Source organism: Nocardiopsis nanhaiensis (genome assembly GCF_054778635.1).
In genome coordinates this window covers 91,417-105,989 of sequence record NZ_BAAGZJ010000001.1, presented here as the reverse complement: position 1 = coordinate 105,989, position 14,573 = coordinate 91,417, and the positions used below count along the sequence as shown (strand labels likewise).

General features: G+C 69.0%; 14 protein-coding genes and 1 tRNA gene. 6 read left to right on the top strand and 9 right to left on the bottom strand.

Going from position 1 to position 14,573, the window contains the following annotated elements; translation table 11 throughout:
• Window positions 1–21: 21 nt before the first annotated feature.
• The 3 genes from ACYVD1_RS00470 to ACYVD1_RS00460 all read right to left on the bottom strand — a co-directional run bounded on the left by ACYVD1_RS00470 (window position 22) and on the right by ACYVD1_RS00460 (window position 3,162).
• Entirely contained in the window at window positions 22–924 is a 903-nt protein-coding gene (locus ACYVD1_RS00470) for a carbohydrate ABC transporter permease (RefSeq protein WP_460765843.1), read from the bottom strand.
• The gene (locus tag ACYVD1_RS00465) at window positions 921–1,769 is read right to left on the bottom strand and encodes a carbohydrate ABC transporter permease (RefSeq protein ID WP_460766137.1); all 849 of its coding nucleotides are present in this window, start codon (window positions 1,767–1,769) and stop codon (window positions 921–923) included. The genes ACYVD1_RS00470 and ACYVD1_RS00465 overlap by 4 nt, the downstream gene beginning before the upstream one ends.
• Before the next feature lie 79 nt (window positions 1,770–1,848).
• Window positions 1,849–3,162 carry an ABC transporter substrate-binding protein gene (locus ACYVD1_RS00460; protein ID WP_460765838.1) on the bottom strand — a complete coding sequence of 438 codons (1,314 nt, stop codon included), beginning with the start codon at window positions 3,160–3,162 and terminating at the stop codon, window positions 1,849–1,851.
• Window positions 3,163–3,381: 219 nt separating this feature from the next.
• Here ACYVD1_RS00460 and ACYVD1_RS00455 point away from each other — a divergent pair, with 219 nt between their 5' ends.
• The 4 genes from ACYVD1_RS00455 (at window position 3,382) to ACYVD1_RS00440 (ending at window position 7,427) form a co-directional block, all read left to right on the top strand.
• A complete protein-coding gene (locus tag ACYVD1_RS00455; RefSeq protein ID WP_460765835.1) occupies window positions 3,382–4,401 on the top strand; it encodes a LacI family DNA-binding transcriptional regulator in 1,020 nt (339 codons plus the stop codon).
• Window positions 4,402–4,424: 23 nt separating this feature from the next.
• Entirely contained in the window at window positions 4,425–6,044 is a 1,620-nt protein-coding gene (locus ACYVD1_RS00450; RefSeq protein WP_460765832.1) for a glycoside hydrolase family 13 protein, read from the top strand.
• Window positions 6,045–6,105: 61 nt separating this feature from the next.
• Entirely contained in the window at window positions 6,106–6,708 is a 603-nt protein-coding gene (locus ACYVD1_RS00445) for a TetR/AcrR family transcriptional regulator (protein WP_460765829.1), read from the top strand.
• Window positions 6,705–7,427: a GAP family protein gene (locus tag ACYVD1_RS00440; protein WP_460765826.1), complete on the top strand. Its 723-nt coding sequence runs from the start codon at window positions 6,705–6,707 to the stop codon at window positions 7,425–7,427. Before ACYVD1_RS00445 ends, ACYVD1_RS00440 begins: the two co-directional genes overlap by 4 nt.
• Here the strand turns inward: ACYVD1_RS00440 and ACYVD1_RS00435 are convergent.
• Window positions 7,424–8,389: a helix-turn-helix transcriptional regulator gene (locus tag ACYVD1_RS00435; RefSeq protein WP_460765823.1), complete on the bottom strand. Its 966-nt coding sequence runs from the start codon at window positions 8,387–8,389 to the stop codon at window positions 7,424–7,426. The two genes, ACYVD1_RS00440 and ACYVD1_RS00435, sit on opposite strands and share 4 nt — an antisense overlap.
• Before the next feature lie 61 nt (window positions 8,390–8,450).
• Here ACYVD1_RS00435 and ACYVD1_RS00430 point away from each other — a divergent pair, with 61 nt between their 5' ends.
• Window positions 8,451–9,644: an epoxide hydrolase family protein gene (locus tag ACYVD1_RS00430; protein ID WP_460765819.1), complete on the top strand. Its 1,194-nt coding sequence runs from the start codon at window positions 8,451–8,453 to the stop codon at window positions 9,642–9,644.
• 130 nt (window positions 9,645–9,774) lie between these two features.
• Here the strand turns inward: ACYVD1_RS00430 and ACYVD1_RS00425 are convergent.
• The 4 genes from ACYVD1_RS00425 to nadD form a co-directional block, all read right to left on the bottom strand.
• Window positions 9,775–9,847: transfer RNA gene (locus tag ACYVD1_RS00425), tRNA-Ala, on the bottom strand.
• An 80-nt stretch (window positions 9,848–9,927) separates the two neighbouring features.
• Window positions 9,928–10,551 carry a histidine phosphatase family protein gene (locus ACYVD1_RS00420; protein ID WP_460765816.1) on the bottom strand — a complete coding sequence of 208 codons (624 nt, stop codon included), beginning with the start codon at window positions 10,549–10,551 and terminating at the stop codon, window positions 9,928–9,930.
• Between the two features lie 44 nt (window positions 10,552–10,595).
• On the bottom strand, window positions 10,596–10,994 hold the full coding sequence (gene rsfS, locus ACYVD1_RS00415) for a ribosome silencing factor (RefSeq protein WP_460747407.1): 399 nt from the start codon (window positions 10,992–10,994) through the stop codon (window positions 10,596–10,598).
• 73 nt (window positions 10,995–11,067) lie between these two features.
• Entirely contained in the window at window positions 11,068–11,721 is a 654-nt protein-coding gene (nadD, locus tag ACYVD1_RS00410; protein ID WP_460765811.1) for a nicotinate-nucleotide adenylyltransferase, read from the bottom strand.
• 232 nt (window positions 11,722–11,953) lie between these two features.
• On the opposite strand from nadD, the gene ACYVD1_RS00405 reads away from it, so the two are divergent.
• Window positions 11,954–13,024 (top strand): M48 family metallopeptidase, encoded by a 1,071-nt coding sequence (locus ACYVD1_RS00405; RefSeq protein WP_460765806.1) that lies wholly within the window; start codon window positions 11,954–11,956, stop codon window positions 13,022–13,024.
• A gap of 117 nt (window positions 13,025–13,141) precedes the next feature.
• On the opposite strand, the gene ACYVD1_RS00400 is transcribed toward ACYVD1_RS00405, so the two are convergent.
• Window positions 13,142–14,539 carry an MFS transporter gene (locus ACYVD1_RS00400; protein WP_460765800.1) on the bottom strand — a complete coding sequence of 466 codons (1,398 nt, stop codon included), beginning with the start codon at window positions 14,537–14,539 and terminating at the stop codon, window positions 13,142–13,144.
• Between the last annotated feature and the right edge of the window lie 34 nt (window positions 14,540–14,573).

Below are 14,573 nucleotides of genomic sequence, written 5' to 3'. Positions count from 1 at the left end.
GCCCCTGCACGGCCCCGGCCCTCAGCCCTTCACCGCGCCCGAGGTCAGCCCCGCGACGATCCTCCGCTGCAACACCAGCGCGAAGACGATCAGCGGGATCGAGACCAGCACCGAGGCAGCCATGACCTGTCCGATCGGGTTCTCGTAACCGACCCGCTCGAAGGTGCCGACGAACACCGGCACCGTCTGCACGTTGAGGTCGCGGGGGGCGAACGAGAAGGCAAGCAGGAACTCGTTGGTGGAGTACACGAAGGTCAGGATGGCCGCGGCTCCCACACCCGGTGCCGCCAGCGGGGCCACCACCCGCAGGAAGGCCTGGAACGGCGTCGCCCCGTCCACCTTCGCGGACTCCTCGATCTCTTTCGGGATGCCCGCGAAGAACGTGGCGAGGATGAAGATCGACAGCGGCAGGGTCAGCGCCACGTACGGGATGATCATGCCCGCGTAGGAGTTGAGCAGGTTGATCCCGGTCAGCTCATTGAGCTGCAAGTACATCCGGTACAGCGGGTTGACCAGCGCCACCGGCGGGAACAGCGTCGCCACCAGGGTGGCGGCGAGCAGCGCGAACTTCCCGGCCAGTGGCAGCCTCGCCAGCGCGTACCCGGCCAGTGCCGCCACGGGGATACAGATCAGCGTGGTCACCGACGCCACGATCAGCGAGTTGCGCAGCGCGAAGTGGAAGCCCTGGTTGACGACCTCCTCGTAGTTGCCGAAGTCGAACGGCCCCTGGAAGATGTTCGGGTCGGTCAGCGCCACCGAGCCCGTGCGCAGGCTGGTCATGCCCATCCACAGGAACGGGAACAGGCACCAGCCCAGGACCAGGAACAGCCCCAGCAGCTTGAGCGAGTTGATCACGAACGGTGGCGTCTTGGGCTTGGGCTTGTGCGCCCGCCGGACGGCGGCCCGGCTCTCGTGGGTGGTCATCGCCTCTCCTTCTGCCCCGCGTCACCGACCATGTGTCGGCCCAGTCGGCTGATGAAGGCCAGCCCGACCAGCATGACGATGACGAACGTGACCGTGGACAGCGCGTTCGCGTAGCCCAGTTCCGGCTCGGCTACCAGGAACCGCTGGGCGTACACCGACAGGGTGGCCAGCGAGTTCGAGTACCCGGCGAACACGTAGGCGAAGTCGAACATCCGCAGCGCGTCCACCGTGCGGAACAGCAGCGCGACGACGATCGCCGGGCGCAGCAGCGGCAGCGTGATCGACCAGAACCGCTGGACCGCGTTGGCCCCGTCGACCTTGGCCGCTTCGTAGTAGTCCCTCGGGATGGTCTGGAGCCCGGCCAGGAGCAGCAGGGCCACGAACGGGGCGGTCTTCCACACGTCCGCGCTGATGATGCCGACCATGGACCAGGCCGGGTCCCGCAGCCAGTTGATGTCCGTGCCCAGGACCGCGTTTGCGAAGCCGGGGTTGTGGTCGAACATGTACCGCCACACCTGGGCCGCGACCGCCGTCGGGATGACCCAGGGCACCAGGATGACCGCTCGGGTCAGGCCCCGGCCGATGAAGACCTGGTGCATGATCAGCGCGAACGCCATGCCGATCACGAACTCCAGGGACACCGACGCCACGGTGAAGATCAGCGTGTTCTGGGCGGCGTTCCAGAAGTTGGGGTCGGTCAGCGCCCTTGCGTAGTTGTCGCCTCCGATGAAGTCCTGTTGGAATCCCCGGATGTTGTACAGGCTCATCCCGACGGCGTAGAAGACTGGGAAGAGCGCGATCAGGGCCATGAAGGCGAGCGACGGGGCGAGGAAGATCCGCCCCATCGCCCGCTCGCCCAGGCCCTGTGCTCGTATGCGTGTGCCGACTTTCCGGTCAGTACTGCTCGATCGGGCCATCGCGGCGCTAGTCCTGTTCGAGCGCGTCGCCCGCCGCGGTGTCCACCGCTTCCAACGCGCTGTCGGCGTCCTCCTGCCCCAAGAAGGCCGGGTGCAGGTTGTCCTGCATCGACAGGGACAGCGAGTTGTACCCCGGGACCGGCGGCCGAGCGTCGGCGTCCTCGAGGATCTCACCGAGCAGCTCGAAGTTGGGGTCCTCGGCGTCGTCGTAGGCGCTGAGCATGGTCGGCGGGAGGCTGTGGCTCGCGAGGATGGCCTGTGCCTCCTCGTCGGTGGCGGCCCACTGCACGAACTCGGTGGCCAGGTCCTGGTTCTCGCTCAGGGTGCTGACGGCGTTGTTGAGTCCGCCCAGGGCGCTGGTGGTGCCCTCACCGGTGAAGGTCGGGAGCGGGGCGACGTCGAAGTCGCCCGCGACCTCGGTCTCCTCTTCCTCGTCCTCGCCTTCCAGGAGCGGGACGGCGTAGGGCCAGTTGCGCATGTACACGGCCTCGCCCGACTGGAACAGGGCGCGGGCGTCGTCCTCGACCATGGAGTCGTAGCCCTCGGCGAAGAAGCCGGCCTCCTGGGCTTCGGTCATGAAGTCCAGGGCGGTCTCCGCCGCGTCGCCCTCCAGGAAGATGGAGTTCTCCTGCCCCTCGTCGAAGAGCTCGCCGCCCGCGGACCAGAACATCTCCAGGTAGGAGACGACGAAGCCCTCGTACTGGTCGCCCTGGCCGACGAAGGGCGAGATGCCCTCCTCATCGGCCGCCTCCATACCGGTCTCGTAGAGCTCGTCCCAGGTTGTGGGGGGCTCGTCGATGAGGTCCGTGCGGTAGTAGAGGAAGCCGCCGTTGGAAGAGTAGGGCAGAGCGTAGAGCTCCTGCTGCCATTGGGAGCTGTCGATGGCCCCCTCGAGGCTGGTCCCCTCGACCTCCGGGCGCAGGTCCTCCAGGCTCTCGATGTAGCCGGCGTCGGCGAACTCGCCGGTCCAGATGACGTCGAGGCCGAGGACGTCGAACTCTCCGGCCTGGGTCTGCAGGTCCTGGAACATCGCCTGGCGCTGCTCGTCGGCAGTGGGCGCCAGGAAGAAGACCTCGACCTCCTGGTCTGGGTTGTTCTCGTTCCACAGGGTGGCGACGTCCTCGTGGATCTGGCGGTCCGCGCCGGTGACCGCCCAGACGAACTGGGGGTCGTCGGCCAACCCAGCGCTCTCGCCCTCGGCTTCGCCCTCGGTTTCCTCGGTCGGGGGTTCGCCGCAGGCGCTGAGGGTCAGGACCAGGGCGGCGACCGCGGCACCGCCCGCCCGCCATGAGTGCCTCCGGTGCCATGAAAGTTCCGGCATGACTCTCTCCTTTCGCGCCCGTTACAGGGGGTGGGAGCGCGGCTTCGAGGTGTTTGTGGGCCTCCCCCAGGGTGTTTGAAAACGATGCCACCGCCAATGTGACGTAGTCAACAGAGATACTCGCGTCAACTACATAACGCAGGTAAAAGAAGGCCTGAGCAGAGGCAAATCTGGTGAAAACGTTGCCATGCCACAGGTCACACTCCTAACGTGGACGGCATGTCCAGTCGTCCCCCGAGCATGCGTGACGTCGCACGGCGCGCCGGGGTCTCCCTGTCCACGGTCTCCCGGGTCATGCGCGGTGCCCCCGGGGTGGCGCCCACGGTCCGCGAACGCGTGCGCGACGCGGCGGACGAGCTCTCCTACGTGGTGTCGCGCAATGCCTCGGGACTGGTCACGGGACGCACCGGCCGGGTCGCGGTCGTGGTGCCCTTCCTCCAGCCGTGGTTCTTCGGCTCCGTGCTGGCGGGGATCAGCGACGTCCTGCGCCCCGCCGGGCTGGACATGCTCGTCTACAAGGTCGGCGACCTCCGGGCCCGGCCCGGCTGGACCCGCACCCTGCCCTTGCGCCGCAACTGCGACGCGGTGGTCACCGTGTCCATGGACCTGTCCGAGGAGGAGTGCCGGCGCCTGGACGACGTCGGCGTGCCACTGGTCCTCACCGGCCAGCGCGTACCGGGACGTGCCAGCGTGTTCATCGACGACCGCACCGGCGCGGTCGGGGCCACGCGCCACCTGCTGAATCTCGGGCACACCCGGATCGCCTATATCGGTTCGCAGGGCGAATCCTGGTACAGCGCGAGCTCGAGGGACCGGCTGCGGGGATACCAAGCGGCCATGGACGAGGCCGGGCTCACCCCCTGGAGTGTTGTCAAGGCGCCCGGGCACGAGGGAGGTGAGCACGCCATGGGTGAGCTGCTCTCCGACCTGGACCCGCCCACCGCCGTGCTCGCCGAGTTCGACGACATCGCCATGGGGGCCCACCGAACGCTGCGCCGATCGGGGATCAGCGTCCCCGACGCGATCTCCCTCATGGGGTTCGACAACCACGAGGGGGCCGCCATGCTCGACCTCACCACGGTCGACCAGTCCCCTTGCCGCATCGGTTCCGCGGCGGGCGAGCTCGCGGTCGAGGTCGTGGACGGGACGCGTCCGCGGGACACCCACGTGGAGATGCCCACCCAGATCATCCCCCGCCAGACCACCTCCGCCCCGAGAAGCACCCAGGGGCTGTCCTGACCCAACCGACGAGGGAGCTGAACATGCGGCCATGGTGGCGCGACGCCGTCCTGTACCAGGTCTATCCGCGCAGTCTCGCCGACGCCGACGGCGACGGGGTCGGCGACATCGCGGGAATCACCTCCCGGCTGGACCACATCGCGTCCTTGGGCGCCGACGGGCTCTGGCTCTCGCCGTTCTACCCCTCGCCCTGGGCGGACGGCGGCTACGACGTGGCCGACTTCCGCGGGGTGGACCCGGCCCTGGGCACGCTCACGGACTTCGACGCCATGGTCGCGGCCGCGCACACGCGCGACCTCCGGGTGATGATCGACATCGTCCCCAACCACACCTCCGAAGCACACCCGTGGTTCCGTGCGGCGCTGGCCTCCCCCGACGCCCCCGAGCGGGACCTGTACGTGTTCCGGGAAGGGCGCGGGCAGGAGGGTGGGCTCCCACCGACCAACTGGCGGTCGACCTTCGGCGGACCGGCCTGGACCCGGGTCCCGGACGGCCTCTGGTACCTGCACATGTTCGCCCCCGAGCAGCCCGATCTGAACTGGGACCATCCGCGCGTCCGCGAGGAGTTCCGGGACATCCTGCGGTTCTGGAGTGACCGGGGCGTGGACGGCTTCCGGATCGACGTGGCGTACGCGCTGGTCAAGGACTTGGAACCGCTGCGTGACCTGGTGCTGGTGGACGGCGGACGGTTCGACGACCTCAGCGCCAACCCGGACCACCCCTACCTGGACCGGCCCGAGGTGCACGAGGTGTACCGGGACTGGAACCGGGTGCTGTCCGCCTACGACCCGCCGCGCGCCACCGTGGCCGAGGTCTGGCTGCCCAGCGAACGGCGGGTGCGGTACACGCGGCCGGGCGAGCTCGACCAGGCGTTCAACTTCGAGTTCCTGTCCGCCCCCTGGGACGCGGAGGCCCACCGGGGGATCATCCAGTCCTCCCTCTCGGACGCCGGCCGGGTGGGCACGGTGCCCACGTGGGTGACCGGCAACCACGACGTCGTCCGGAAGCCCTCCCTTCTGGGGCTGCCCGCGGGGACCGACCCCCGCGCCTGGCTGCTCTCGGACGGCCGGGAACCGGAGCCGGACCCCGAACTCGGCCGGGACCGCGCGCGGGCACTCGCCCTGCTCGAACTGGCGCTGCCGGGCTCGGCGTACGTGTACCAGGGCGAGGAGCTGGGGCTGCCCGAGGTGGCGGACCTTCCCTCTGAGGCGTTGGAGGACCCGCGCTGGCGGGGCAGCGGCCACACCGACAAGGGCCGGGACGGGTGCCGGGTCCCCCTCCCCTGGACCAGGGAGGGCCCGTCGTTCGGCTTCGGGAGCAACGGGGCATGGCTGCCCCAGCCCTCCTGGTGGGGTGAGTACTCGGTGGAGGCGCAGGAGGGCGACCCCGACTCAACTCTGTGGCTGTACCGGAACGCCCTGCGGGTACGCGGGCGTTTCGCCGCCGACGAGACCCTGGTGTGGAACGACCACCTGAACCGGGGCCCGGTGCTGGCCTTCTACCGCGCCGACGTGTTGGTCGTGGTGAACACGGGCCGGGACCCGGTCCCGCTCCCCCGGGGCGAGGTGCTGCTGGCCAGCACCGAGGTGGACGGGATGGCACTCCCCGGCGATACCACCGTCTGGCTGGGCGACGCGATGTAGATCGGGCCCCGACCGCCCCGGGGTTCCCTACCGACAAAAAATAATGCTGTATTATTTTTTCATGGCTACACACAGAGACGAGGAGAGCCGCCGCCACCAAGTCGGTGAAGCGCTTCTCCTGGTCATCAGCGAGCACGGTTTGGAAGGCACCACCCTGCGACAGGTCGCCGCGACGGCGGGGGTCTCCGTCGGGCTGGTCCAGCGCTATTTCCGCACCAAGGCCGAGCTACTTACCTTCGGCATCGAGTACGTCACCCAGCGCACCATGGAGCGGATCTACTCGGCCCCGGACACACCACCGTTCCGCGCTCGCCTCCAGCGGATCATCGAGGAGCTGCTGCCCTTGGATGAGGTCCGCGGACAGGAGGTCCGCGTGTGGCTGGCCTTCGCCCACTCGTCCATGGCCAACCCCGAACAGGCCCGGATCCACCATGACATGGTCGATCAGAGCCTGGACTGGGTCCGTGCGGCGTTTCGCGGTGCACAGCACAGCGGCGAACTCTCCGCTGACATGGACATCGATACCGCCGCCGCCTCGATGATCGCCTTCGTCAACGGTCTCTCCCTGCACGGCGTCACCGACCCCGACCGATTCGGACCCGACGTACTCCGCGCGGCGATCACCGCCCAGCTCGACCTCCTCTGCTTGGAGGCCCGGCCATGACCTTCGGACTGCTGACCGCTCTGGTCGGGCTCGCGCTGCTGGACAGCACCGCGTTCGGCACCCTCCTGATTCCCCTGTGGCTGCTCATGGCTCCGGGCAAGGTACGGGTCGGCCGGATGGCCGTGTACCTGGGCACCGTCGTGGCCTTCTACTTCGTGGCGGGCCTGGCGATCGCAGCCGGGGCGGACATGCTCGTCGACGCGGTCCGCGACACCTTCGCGCAGATCCCGGACGCGGTACTGCTCTCCCTCCAGCTGGCCGCCGGCGCCGTCCTCGTCGCCGCGGGCATCTGGTGGGGTGTGCGGTCCGGCAAGCGGGCGGAGGGCGCGGGCCCCGGCAGACTCCAGCGCTGGCGCGACCGCGCGATGACCGGCGCGGGCGGCAACGGCAACGGCAGTGTCATGAAGCTCGCCCTGATCGCGGTGGGGCTGGAAGTCGCGACGATGCTGCCCTACCTTGTCTCCATCGGCCTGCTGGTCAACGCGCAGTTGGGTGTCGTGGGCTACGCGGGCTGGCTCGGCCTGTACAACCTGGTGATGGTCCTGCCCGCGGCCCTCATCACCCTGGCCCGGCTGTTCTGGCACCGCCGCCTGGACCCGCTGCTCCACCGGCTGAACAACTACCTGGCCAAGAGCAGCTCGTCGGCCGTGGTGTGGATCCTGGTGGTCCTGGGGGCCGCCCTCGCCGCACACGCCGGGTACGCGCTGGTCACCGGCTAGCCTTGGCGGTCCAGAGCGGCCGCGCACCTCCTGGCCTGGGCACGGAAGGCCTCGGCGAGTTCGGGCGGACCGCTGACCAGGGTGAAGTCGGCGTTGACCGACGTGATCATCCAGACCAGGTCGTAGGGGCTCTCCCCGCCCAGGTGGAACAGGCAGCTGTGGGCGTCGACCGCCTCCAGCACCCCCATGCCGGGCCAGATCCGGTCGGCGACCGCCTCGACGGGTTCATGGAGCCGGACCACAGCCCGGTAGTCCCAGGTGGCCGAGGACAGCTGGTAGGAAACGTAGCGGGCCGCGTCACCGTAGGGCGGCTCGCGCGGGGTGAACCGGGGACCGGTGGGGGTCCGCGGGGTGAGCCGGTCCACGCGGAAGGTGCGCCAGTCGTCACGGTCGACGTCGAAGGCGACCAGGTACCAGCGCCGCCCGAAGCTGACCAGGCGGTGCGGCTCGACGCTCCGGACCGAGTCACCTCCGCGCGGACTGGCGTAGTCGAAGCGCAGCCGCTCGCGCCGGCGGCAGGCTTCGGCGACCGCCATCAGGGTCCCGTAGGAGACCGTGGGCCCGGGTTCGGCACCGGCCCGCGACGTGGCACCGTGCAACGTGGTCACCCGCTGCCGCAGCCGCGAGGGCAGCACTTGTTCCAGCTTTCCCAGAGCACGCAGCGAAGCCTCCTCACCGCCGCTGACCGCCCCGTCGGCGGCGGTGCGCAACCCGACGACCACGGCCACGGCCTCCTCATCGTCGAGCAGGAGGGGCGGCATGGCGCTTCCCCGCCCCAACCGGTATCCGGCCGTGCCCTGGGTGGCGTGCACCGGGTAGCCGAGTTCGCGCAGGCGGTCCACGTCCCTGCGAATGGTGCGGGTGGTGACGTCGAGGCGGGCGGCCAGATCGGCGCCGGACCAGTCCCGGTGGGTCTGGAACAGCGACAGCAGCGCGAGCAGCCGGGCGGAGGTCTCAGCCATGCCCTGATCCTGCCATCGACTTAGGACCGAAACTGACCTAAGCACTCTCTAGCGTGGAACCATGACGAACTCACAGCAGAACATCCGTCCCTTCCACATCGACGTCCCCAAGGAGCAGCTGGTCGATCTGGAGGCCCGGCTGGCCAACACCCGCTGGCCGGACGAGGTGCCGGGGACGGGCTGGGACCGCGGGGTTCCGGTGGGCTACCTGAAGGAGCTCACCGAGTACTGGCGCACCACCTACGACTGGCGGGCCCACGAGGCCGAACTCAATGCCCATCCGCAGTTCACCACCGAAGTGGACGGCCAGAACGTCCACTTCCTCCACGTGCGCTCGCCCGAGCCCGACGCCGTGCCGCTGATCCTCCTGCACGGCTGGCCGGGCGCGGTCACTGACTTCCTCGACGTCGTCGGCCCGCTCACCGACCCCCGCTCCCACGGCGGCGACCCCGAGGCCGCGTTCCACCTGGTGATCCCGTCGCTGCCGGGGTTCGGCTTCTCCACCCCGCTGGCCGGTCCGGGTATGGGGACGAACCGGATGGCCGGGGTGTTCGTGGAGCTGATGTCCCGACTCGGCTACGAGCGCTACGGGGTCCAGGGCTACGACACCGGATCGTGGATCGCCCCGGAGATGGGCAAGCAGGCACCAGACAACGTAGTCGGGGTGCACCTCAACGCGATGATCACCTTCCCCTACACCGACGATGAGGAGAAAGCCCTCGAAGGGGCGGACCGCCGCCGCTGGGACTCGATGCAGGACTTCAACGACGGGTACCTGCAGTGCAACTCCAAGCGGCCGCAGACCGTCGCCTACGGTCTGCACGACTCCCCTGTCGGCCAGCTCGCCTGGATCACGGAGAAGTTCAAGGAGCTGTCCATGCCGGAGGAGAGCCTGCCAGAGGACGTCATGGACCGCGACCGGATGCTCACGTGCGTCTCCATCTACTGGCTCACCGGCACCGCGGGCTCCGCCGCCCAGATCTACTACGAGGAGATCTCCGCCAACGACTGGAGCGACGGGGACGCATCGGCCTGGGGTGAGAACTCTGGCGGTTGGACCCCGGAGCGCGGGACGGTGCCGACGGGGGTGCTGCTCTCCGCGCACGACGTGACGGTCCGTTCCTGGGCCGAACGGGACCACAACATCGTGCGGTGGACCGAACTCGGTGAGGGGGGCCACTTCCTGGCCATGGAGAAGCCGGACCTGTTGGTCAACGACATCCGCGCGTTCTTCCGGGAACTGGCGTCAATCTAAGCTGACGTAGTCCGTGAACCTGGCGGCGAGGTGCGCGAGCGCACACCGGGGGCACGGGGGGGTCGCCCCCCGAAAACAGGAACGGCCCGCGGGGAAGGTTGCCAAGCAACCGACCACGCGGGCCGACTCGTGGAGCTATGGGGATTCGAACCCCAGACCTCCTCCATGCCATGGAGGCGCGCTACCAACTGCGCCATAGCCCCGTGCGGGAGCCGTGTGGGCTGGTGTGCCCTTCCGACTCCCTGAACCATAGCGGAATCCTGTCTGTTCGTCGAAACGGATTTCAGGAGTCGTCGCTGAGCACCACTGGTTCGGGGAGGCTGGCGGCGTTGTGCTCCATGAGCCGCCAGGTCTCTCCGCGGGCCTGGAGCACGGACCAGCAGCAGTTGCTCAACGGCCCGAGGAGCTCGCGGCGTTCGTCGGGAACACCGATCATGCGGGAGATCCCGACGCGCAGTGCGGCTCCGTGGCTGACCACGACGAGGAGGCCGCCGGGCGGGGTCTTGTCCAGGCCCCGTTCTACGGCCGCTGTCATGCGGTCGCCGACCTCGGCGATGTCCTCGCCGTCGGGGATGTCCATGCGCGGGTGCAGGGCGGGCCAGCGTTCGGCGAGCTCCGTGGCGGTATAGCCCTCCCAGGAGCCGCCGAAGCGTTCGCGCAGCCCCTTGTCGAACTCCACCGGGACCCCGGAGGAACGTCCGAGGTACCCGGCAGTGTCGGCGGCCCGTTTGAGGTCGGACGCGATGACCACGTCGGGGCTGAGGGTGGCGAGCAGTCGGCCGGCCCGTTCGGCTTGGGCGTGGCCGACCTGGTCGAGGTCGATGTCGGTCTGTCCCTGGAAGCGCTTCTCGACATTCCAGGCCGTGCGTCCGTGCCGCCAGAACAGCACACGCGGGGCGTCACTCACGTGGTGTGTCTCTCCAGTTCGGCGACCTGGACGGCCGCGAGTGGTTACTGCTCGTCCAGCGGGGTGCGCTCGGCACCGCGGGCGCCTTCGGGCAGCTCGATCTCGGGGCAGTCCTTCCAGAGGCGCTCGAGGCCGTAGTAGCCGCGCTCCTCCTCGTGCTGGATGTGCACGACGATGTCGGCGTAGTCCAGAAGGACCCACCGTCCGTCGCGTTCGCCCTCGCGGCGGACGGGCTTGGCGCCAGCCTGGATGCGCAGCTGGTCCTCGACCTCCTCGACGATGGAGCGGACTTGGCGGTCGTTGGGCGCCGAGCACAGCACGAAGGCCTCGGTGATGACGAGCTGGTCGCTGACGTCGTAGGCGATGATCTCCTGGGCGAGCTTCTCGGCGGCGGCCTCTGCGGCGACCTTGGCGAGTTCCACGGCCCTGTCGGTGGCTGTCACGTTGTGCTTGCTGCCTTACTAGTTCGGTGTGGCGACCGGCGCGGCGCGGGCCCGAGGGTTCGCGCGCCGCGGTTCACGACTCCAAGTAGAGCCCGGTCTTGTTGATGTAGCGGACGATTCCGTCGGGCACGAGGTACCAGATGGGTTCGCCCTTGCGGACGCGTTCGCGGCACTCACTCGAGGAGATGGCGAGCGCTGGGACTTCCACCAGGGAGACCTTGCCCGCGGGCAGGCCGTTGTCGCTGAGGTGGTGTCCGGGCCGGTTACAGCCTACGAAATGCGCGAGGTCGAAGAGTTCGTCGACGTTGTGCCAGCTCAAGATCGCGCCGAGCGCGTCCGCTCCGGTGATGAAGTACAGCTCGACGGAGGGGCCGTAGGCGGAGCGCATCTGGCGGAGGGTATCGAGGGTGTAGGTGGGGCCGGACCGGTCGATCTCGATTCGGTCCACCCTGAACTGGGGGTTCTCCGCGGTCGCGATGACCGTCATGAGGTAGCGGTCCTCCGAGGGGGTGACCGTGGCGAGGTCCTTCTGCCAGGGCTGCCCCGTGGGGACGAAGACCACTTCGTCGAGGCCGAAGAGGTGGGCGACCTCACTCGCGGCCACGAGGTGCCCGTGGTGGATGGGGTCGAAGGTGCCGCCCATGACGCCGACCTTGGTCGGCACGGAGCCGTCCCGTCGCGCGGGGGAACTCCCCCCGTGGGAGACGCCGGTGGCCTGGTGTGTCACTGTGCGCTCCGTTTCGCAGTGGCGCTGCCGTTTTCGCCGGTTTCGGCCAACCGAGGTTAACCGACCCGCTGCCCTGTCGGAAGCGGACAAGTACGCTCCGCTCCGGCACTGCTCAAACAAAGGGCGTACCGCGTTACTTCCCCGGAGGTTTCACGGGACACCCGTCAATCGCGTCATATCTCGTTGGGCGCAAACCGTGGCCAAGCTGGTTCGTGACGCATAGCATGCCGATATGGCCAACTCACCAGACCGCGTCCGCGTCCGGCTTCCCGATATCTCCGCCCGTGCCTACGAGCACCCGGCCGACCGCGGCGCCCTGGTCGCGCTGCGGTCGTTGACTGGTTTCGACACCCTCGTCAAATCCCTCTTCGGACGGATCAACGAGCGCACGATCCGCCTGCTGTACCTCTCCAGCGCCGTCCGGGTGAGCCCCACCCAGTTCCCGGAGCTGCACGACTACCTCCGGGACGCCGCCTACGTCCTCGACCTGGACGAGGTTCCCGAGCTCTACGTCAAGATGGATCCCCAGCCCAACGCCATGGCGATCGGCAAGAAGAAGCCGTTCATCGTCATGACCACCGGCCTGTTCGACCTGTTCGACGCCGAGGAGAAGCGGTTCGTCATCGGCCACGAGGTCGGGCACGTGCTCAGCGGCCACACCGTGTACCGCACCATCCTCCTGCTGTTGATCTGGCTGTCCACCAAGATCATGTGGATCCCGCTCGGGGCCATCGCGATCCAGGGGATCATCACCGCCCTGAAGGAGTGGCAGCGCAAGTCCGAGCTGTCCAGTGACCGTGCGGGCCTGCTGACCTGCCAGAACCCGGATGCCGCCAAGCGCGCCCTCATGAAGCTGGCCGGCGGTTCCAACCTGTCGCAGATGAACCCCGACGCGTTCATGGAGCAGGCCCGCGAGTACGAGGGCGGCGGTGACGCCGTGGACAGCGTCCTCAAGCTCATGACCACCCTCCCGCAGAGCCACCCCTTCGCGGTGGTCCGCGTCGCCGAGCTGCAGCGCTGGGTCGAGAGCGGCGAGTACCAGCGGATCCTCGACGGCGACTACCCGCGCCGTGGCACCGATCGCGACGCGAGCGTCTCCGAGGAGGCCGCGGGCGCGGCCAAGTCCTACCAGGACGGCTGGAACCGCTCCACGGACCCGCTGGTCAAGACCATCCGGGACGTGGCCGGCGGCGCGGGGCGGGCCGGCGGCTCGTTCTTCGACACCGTGGCCGACCGCTGGCGAGGCGGCGGCGCAGAGGGCGGCCAGGACGGACCGGGCAACGACAGCGGCGGCAACCGCTGAACGCTGCCGTCCGCCGTCCGGGGCACACCGCCCCGGATCGAAGCCGCGCGGCCGGAGCACAACGGGGCGGCGCCTTGTGGAAGGCGCCGCCCCGTTGTGTGTCGCGGCACGGTCGGCTCAGCGCGGCTGCTGTTCGGGCAGGACCGCGGCCCGGGACTTCGGAACCACCAGGATCGCGAGCGCCCCGATCACCGCCGGCACGGCGAACGCGTAGAAGTTCACCTCGATGCCCATACCGGAGGCCATCACGAGACCTCCGTAGATCGGCCCGATGATCGCCCCGATCCGCCCGACGGCCAGCGCCCAGCCGAGTCCGGTGGCCCGCAGCGCGGCCGGGTAGAAGTTGCCGGTGTAGGAGTTGACCAGGATGGTCGTGCCGATCGTGCAGGCGCCGGCGAGCGCCACGAACACGTAGAGCAGCGCTGTGGGCGGCTCCAGGCTCATCAGCAGGATGCAGGTCGCCGCGATGAGGAACATGGTGCTCACCACCGGACGCGACCCGAACCGGTCGGCGAGCGCGCCGCCGGTGGGCGCACCCAGGATGGCGCCCGCGTTGAGGACCAGGAGGAAGGTCAGTGAGGAGCCCAGTGGGAACCCGGCGGAGAACATGATCTCCGCCAACCACGTGTTGAGCCCGTAGACCAGGAGCAGCCCCATGCCGTTGGCCAGCCAGAACAGCAGTGTCCCGGAGAGGAAGCGGCGGTTGACGAGGGTGCCGACATTGGCCATGGCTCCGCGCTTGGACCCGGTGGGCGCGGCCTTGTCCGGTGCTTCCAGGGTGACGCCGTACCGCGCCGCCAACTCCTGCGCCTCCTCCTCCCGCCCGCGGGCACGGAGGTAGCTCGGGGACTCGGGCAGGGCGTAGTAGGCCAGGGGCACGAGGATCAGCGCGGGCAGCGCGCCGAGCCAGAACATGGTCTGCCACTCGAAGCGGGCGAGCACCGGGATGGCGACGAGCGCCGCGCAGATGCCGCCGATGGCGTAGCCGCTGAACATGAACGCGTTGGTCATGTTGCGCCGGTGCGGTTCCGCGTACTCCATGGTCAGGGCGATGGCGGTGGGGATGACCCCGCCCAGCCCCAGGCCGGTGAGGAAGCGCAGCAGCCCGAAGACCTCCGGGGAGGGCGCGAAGGCGGTCAGTGCCATCCCGGTGGAGAACCAGATGACGCAGCCTATGATGATGCGGCGCCGTCCGACGAGGTCGGTGATGGTGCCGATGAGCAGGGCGCCCAGGAGCATGCCCACCAGGGCGTAGGAGCCGAGGGTGCCCGCCTGGGTCTCCGTGAGGTCCCACGGCTCGTATTCCAGGAGGCTGGGCACGACAGCGCCATAGACGGTGAGGTCGTAACCGTCAAGGATGATCGCGAAGGCGCAGATGGCGACGACGATCAGCCGTTTGTGCCTGCTCACGGGCTTGGCGGGAGCGCTCTTCGCCGCTGTGTCGGCGGCGTCCGGCGAGGTGCCGTGGCCGCCCTGTTGCGGGTCGTCGGGTGGTGTGGGCGTGTCCGAGGACATGGCGATGTCCGCCTTCCGGGGGGTGGTTGATGCG

Coding starts and splice junctions, on each gene's coding strand:
- ACYVD1_RS00435 (WP_460765823.1), bottom strand. CDS start 8,389: ATGGCTGAGACCTCCGCCCGGCTGCTCGCGCTGCTGTCGCTGTTCCAG.
- ACYVD1_RS00430 (WP_460765819.1), top strand. CDS start 8,451: ATGACGAACTCACAGCAGAACATCCGTCCCTTCCACATCGACGTCCCC.
- ACYVD1_RS00450 (WP_460765832.1), top strand. CDS start 4,425: ATGCGGCCATGGTGGCGCGACGCCGTCCTGTACCAGGTCTATCCGCGC.
- ACYVD1_RS00465 (WP_460766137.1), bottom strand. CDS start 1,769: ATGGGGCGGATCTTCCTCGCCCCGTCGCTCGCCTTCATGGCCCTGATC.
- ACYVD1_RS00470 (WP_460765843.1), bottom strand. CDS start 924: ATGACCACCCACGAGAGCCGGGCCGCCGTCCGGCGGGCGCACAAGCCC.
- ACYVD1_RS00460 (WP_460765838.1), bottom strand. CDS start 3,162: ATGCCGGAACTTTCATGGCACCGGAGGCACTCATGGCGGGCGGGCGGT.
- ACYVD1_RS00445 (WP_460765829.1), top strand. CDS start 6,106: ATGGCTACACACAGAGACGAGGAGAGCCGCCGCCACCAAGTCGGTGAA.
- ACYVD1_RS00405 (WP_460765806.1), top strand. CDS start 11,954: ATGGCCAACTCACCAGACCGCGTCCGCGTCCGGCTTCCCGATATCTCC.
- ACYVD1_RS00400 (WP_460765800.1), bottom strand. CDS start 14,539: ATGTCCTCGGACACGCCCACACCACCCGACGACCCGCAACAGGGCGGC.
- ACYVD1_RS00440 (WP_460765826.1), top strand. CDS start 6,705: ATGACCTTCGGACTGCTGACCGCTCTGGTCGGGCTCGCGCTGCTGGAC.
- ACYVD1_RS00455 (WP_460765835.1), top strand. CDS start 3,382: ATGTCCAGTCGTCCCCCGAGCATGCGTGACGTCGCACGGCGCGCCGGG.